Annotated in this window: 1 protein-coding gene; it reads left to right on the plus strand. The window is 38.5% G+C overall.

What is annotated here, in order from left to right; all coding sequences use genetic code 11:
- Positions 1-107 precede the first annotated feature (107 nt).
- Positions 108-6028 (plus strand): sialoglycan-binding domain-containing protein (locus O3601_RS09195; RefSeq protein WP_371472673.1); only part of this gene is annotated, 5921 nt, incomplete at its 3' end.

Consider the following 6028-nt stretch of genomic DNA (forward strand, 5'->3'; position numbering starts at 1 on the left):
ATTTGCTGATAGCGATCATCATAGTGATTTTTATAGCTTAACTCTTTTTAAGGGGTTGAAGTTATAAAGATTGCTTTTTCTATATTATATTGCCCTTAGGAGGACAAATGGAACACAAATCGAATTCATATAAAGTAAAGCGACAGCAACGTGAAAAAGTCTTGCGCTTTTCTATTCGTAAATACAGTTTTGGTGCGGCTTCAGTTGCTGTAGCAGCGCTGATGTTTTTGGGTGCACGCGTTGCGAGTGCGGATAGTGTAAGCGAAAATACTGCACCATCTGCTGCGGGTGTAGTAAGTCCTAAAGATGAGGCTAAGTCGCCTCAAGGTATTGCGGAACCTACTGGAAACAAAGTAGATGAAGTAAATAAATCCTTGGAAACTCAAGCGCCTACAGTTGATAAAACTAAGTTGAGAAAAGTAGTTGAAGAACTAAATTCTCTTCTTTCAACTAAATTAAACCTTGACGATTCAGTAGTCTCACCTGTTAAAGACAGACTTCAAAAAGGGAAAGAAGCCCTAGAAAATTCTGACCTAGCTCAAAAGGATATCGATGAGCTTGTAGAAGTCTTGTCTAAAGATGTGACAGTTTTATCAGCTGCCAAGGAACTAACTGAGGTTCAAGTAGATAAAACTGAGAAGCAGGCTGAAAAACCAGCGAGCGCATCTTCTTCTGAAGTAAGAGCAAGCGAAGAGAGTCAAACTGTATCAGCTAAAAAAGAAGCCTTGAAAGTATCTGTAGATCAATTGCAGGCAGCTGTTTTGGAATTGCCTGAGCATGAGACAAGCAAAGAAGTTCTTGAAAAAGCCAATGAACTATTGGGATTGGCGCAAGAAGTTCTTGAAAACACAACAGTTTCTCTGAATGATGTTGAAGAAATGAACAAACTTGTGAAGAGAATGTTTAATTCTGTTAAAAATGCTACAACACGTTTGACTTCAGGTGCTCGTGACTCACGTAATGGTCAAAGTATGGGACAAGGTTCTAATCTAAGATCTGCACCTATTGATAAAACGACTAAACGTGGGAGTCTTGGGATAGTTGTAGCGGACTCTGGATTTATCACAGGATATGCAACGCCATCTTCAACAATTGAAATTAAGAGAAATGGCCAAAAGATACTTACGTCTAAACTAGATGATACTGGAGCTTTTAAATTAAATGCACCAGGTATTAAAGTGGGAGATAAAGTTGAATTAGTAGTCAATGGTCAAAGTGTTTATAATACTACAGTAAGTCAAGTAGACACAGTGGCATTCAATGATAGTTTAGCTGGTGTAGCTCAGGTTGATGGATATACAGCGTCAGAAGCTGATGTTGAAATATCAATTGGTGGGAAAAAATACACAACTAAATCTCAATCAAACGGATATTTTACAGTTAATGTAGACCCTAAGTTGATGGTGAAAGGTGCTACTATTACAGCCGTAGTCAAAAAGAACGGAAAAGAAGTAGGACGTGGAACAAGTAACGTTCGTGAAACAAGAAAAACAGACTTTGGTGTTGGTTGGAATAAAAACCCAATGCTTAACTATTCAGAGCGTGATGTATATTCACCAGATACCAAGCAATATGCCTTCGTAAGTGTAGGGACTGCTGATAAAGCCTACGATAATATTCGTGTGTATCGTGAAGAGCGTATCGAAAAAGATGGAAATAAATATTATTACTGGATCGTAGATTCAGGTCCAGCGGAAAATGCTCTTGCGGGTTCTTCTAAGAAAATATCACTTGCTATTCCGCGTACTGTAGGAGATCCGTATGACTTCACTTATACAAAATATAAAGATGGAAGTCAAATATCTCATCAAGAGTATGCAAGTGCATCAAAATGGGAGTATGAAAACACGTTTTCTCGAGCTTATGTTAAAAATGGTGAACGCCGTTCAGGGTCAACTTATGGTGAAAATATAGGTTCTTGGATGGATTATGCTAATCCTGATAATAGTTGGAGAAAAAATATTTATCGTGATTCTAGAAAAGATGGTACCGATCGTAATCCAGATGCAGCTTCACGTGTGAAAGATATGTACGGTATTACAACAGGTGGTTTAATTTATAACCTTGCTAGAGGGGTAATCGAAGATAAACTGAACGTCGTTGCTGGTCAACGTACAATTATTACTTTCAAAACAAAAATTCTTGAAGGTGATGAGTTAGATCAAAGCATTATGTCGGATTGGGGTAATAAAAATAAAAATAATCCGATGCTTGCGGATATTAAAAAACGTTTAGCGAATGATCCGTATCTTGCCTATGGCGGATACTCAACAGATGGACTAATTCGATATAGAAACGGTCAAAACGCCATTATCGGTACTTTACCGCTAAAACCTGAAGAAGCTGCTAAATATGACTTAAAACCAAAATCTAAACCGCAAAGTACTAAAGTAGGGGTCATTCCAGACGCTTACAACAGTATTGCGAATCCAAATGAATTACCTGCAGGTACAACATATCGTTGGTTTAAAGATCCAGATGTATCAAGACCTACAGCACCAAATGCACCTGTGTATGGTAAAGTGGAAGTCACTATTCCTGAACGTGGAAAATTTATTGTTGATGCTCCCGTGCATGTTGTAGATGACAAAGCTCAAACACCAGTAGCAACAGCTAAGGATAATGGGGATGTAACTGCAAAACCACAAGATCCAAAAAAAGTAGATAAAATCAAAGTAAGCTTCACAGGTGAAGATAACAAGCAAAAAACAGCTGAAGGAACTAAAGGAACAAACGGCAAATGGACTGTAAATAATCCAGATGTTCGAATTGATCCAAATACTGGGGAAATTACAATCCCAGCTAATAAAGTAAAAGATTTAACAGAAGTAACTGCAGTTACGAAGAATGGAAATGGTGCAGATTCAGATCCAGCTAAAGCAACTGCGAAAGATACTCAAAAACCACAAGCTACTTTAAATGGCATTACGCTAACAGAGACAGCCAATACACCAATCTTTACAGTCTATCGTGGTGCTGACTTTAACCCTGAACTTAAGGTATGGGATAACTCAGGAAAAATCTCAAAAGTAACAGTTGGAAATCTTCCGGGCGGAGTAAGTGCTTCTAGCTTTACAGCTCAAACAGGTAAAGATGGAAGTTCAGAAGATAAGAAGTATAAAACTCGTTTATCTTCAGGAACAGTAGTGAATACACAAACACTAGGAGAACATACTGCTACTCTTCACGTAGAAGGAAGCAGTGCTACTGACAGCCGTGACTTGAAATTCAAGTACCGTGTTGTGGATATTGCAACAAAAAATCTTGAAAATGGTGTCGCGAAAGTACCAGTAGGTTCAACTTTAAATGTACCAAATAGCCGTACAAATGTTGATGCTCATAATTATCTTAAAGTTGTAGATAGCCAAGATCAAAGCGATCGTGGGAATAGCCACTTGCCTCAAGGTATGACTTGGACGTGGAAAGCTGGAGACAACTTAGATCCAGGTACTACATTAGACAATTCAGGGAAATATACTCGAAATGCTACAGCGCAATTCCCAAGTTCTGTAACAGATAACAATAGTACAACTAGAACAACATTTGCACCGACAGAAATCAAGCGTCCAGTAGTTCTTGCGGTAACGCCGACAGCCCCTAGCGTAGTAGCCAATGAAAATGGTAGTGTAACAGTTACCCCACCAACACGTCCTAATGGTACTACACCGCAAGATATTGATACAATCACACTTACTTATACACCAACAGGTAAGACTACACCAGAAACTGTAACAGTTGCAAAATCAGGAAATAACTGGACAGTCAATGGTAAGACAACCGATAAAGTATCAGTAACTCCAGCAGGTGTTGTAACAATTTCTGATCTTGAAGTTGCGGATGGTAAAGAAGTAACTGCAAAAGTTTCTAAGAGAATTGATAATAATGTAGTTCTTGAAAGTCCAGTAGCTAAAGTAACATCAAAATCTTCTAAACCAGCTAAACCAGTAGCAACAGCAAAAGACAATGGTGATGTTACAGGTAAACCACAAGATCCAGCAAAAGCAGATAAAATTACTGTAAGCTATACTGGAGAAGATAATCAACCAAAAACAGCTGTTGGAACTAAAGATCCGAAAGGAAAATGGACAGTAAATACTCCAGAAGTACAAATCAATCCAAATACTGGAGAAATCACGATTCCGGAAAATAAAGTAAAAGACGGAACAGAAGTAACAGTAGTTACGAAAAATGGAAATGGTACTGATTCAGATCCAGCAAAAGCAACAGCGAAATTTTCTAAGCCAGCTAAACCAGTAGCAACAGCAAAAGACAATGGTGATGTTACAGGTAAACCACAAAATCCAGCAAAAGCAGATAAGATTACTGTAAGCTATACAGGGGAAGATAATACTCCGAAAACAGCTGTTGGAACTAAAGGAACAAATGGCAAATGGACTGTGAATAATCCGGAAGTTAGAATTGATTCCAATACAGGGGAAATCACTATTCCAGCAGATAAGGTGAAAGATAACACAGAAGTAACAGTAGTTACCAAAAATGGAAATGGTGCTGATTCAGATCCAGCAAAAGCAACAGCAAAAGATGTTCAAAAACCACAAGCTACTTTAAATGGTATTCCATTAACAGAAACAGCTAATTCACCAATCTTTACAGTCTATCGTGGCGCTACATTTAACCCTGAATTGAAGGTATGGGATAACTCAGGTGTGATTTCTAAAGTAGAAGTTAAGGGAGGACTTCCAAAAGGAGTAACCGCTTCTACATTTACATCTCAAACAGGAAAAACTGAAGCAAATCCATATGCAACTCGCTTGTCTTCAGGTACTGTATTGAATACTGAAACTTTAGGAGAACATGAAGCTACTCTACATGTTGAAGGAAGCAGTGCTACTGATAGCCGTGATTTGAAATTCAAATATCGAGTGGTTGATATTGAGACTAGAAACCTTGAAAATGGTATCGCAAAAGTACCAGTAGCTTCAACATTGAATGTAGCCAATAGTGGTAAAAATATTGATGCTCATAGATATCTTAAGGTTGTAGATAGTGAAGATAAAGCAGATCGTGGAAACAATTATTTACCAAGTGGTATGACGTGGACATGGAAACAAGGTGATAAATTAGATCCAGGAACAACACTAGATAACTCAGGGAAATATACTCGAAATGCAACAGCAGTATTCCCAGATACTAGCAAAAATTCTATTACGGATGTAAATAGTACAACTAGAACAACATTTGCACCTGCAGAAATTAAGCGTCAAGTAGTGTTAGCAGTAACGCCAACAGTGCCTAGCGTAGTTGGACATGAGAATGGTAGTGTGACAATTACCCCACCAACACGCCCTAATAGTACTAATCCACAAGATATTGATACTATCACCCTTACTTATGTACCAACAGGTAAGACAACTCCAGAAACTGTAACGGTTACGAAATCAGGAAATACTTGGACTGTAAATGGTAAGACAGCTGATAAAGTGTCAGTAACCCCTGCAGGCGTTGTGACAATTTCTGATGCTGAAATTGCAGATAAAACAGAAGTAACTGCAAAAGTTTCTAAGAGAATTGATAATGTAGTTCTTGAGAGTCCAGTAGCTAGAGGAACAGCAAATGGTAGTTTGGGAGCTGAAGTTACTCCACCAGCACCAGTTCTGGAAAAAGAAGAAACTACACCAGTTGCGGTTGTGACACCAAACAAACCAGGTTCAACAATCACCACAGAAACACCAGTCAATGGATTGAAAGTAGATGGCGATGGTAATTTAACTGGCACACCAACTGTCACAGATTGGAAACCAAAAGAAGAAGAACGTAAAATTACGATTCCAGTTAAAGTTAAAAATGGTGACGAGACAGTTACTAAGGATGTTCCAGTTACAATTCTACGTGATACAGATGGCGACGGCATCCCAGATGTGACGGATCCAGATGATGATAACGATGGAATTCCAGATACAGAAGATGCAAATCCAAAAGTAGCAGATGGATTAACAGGAGAAAAAACAGGAAAAACTGTAAAAGAAAAAACTCCTGTACCAGCCAATACTAAGGTAGTGACACCAAA

The sequence above is a fragment of the Streptococcus sp. 20925_1_69 genome, from assembly GCF_041432365.1.
Taxonomy (GTDB): Bacteria; Bacillota; Bacilli; order Lactobacillales; family Streptococcaceae; genus Streptococcus.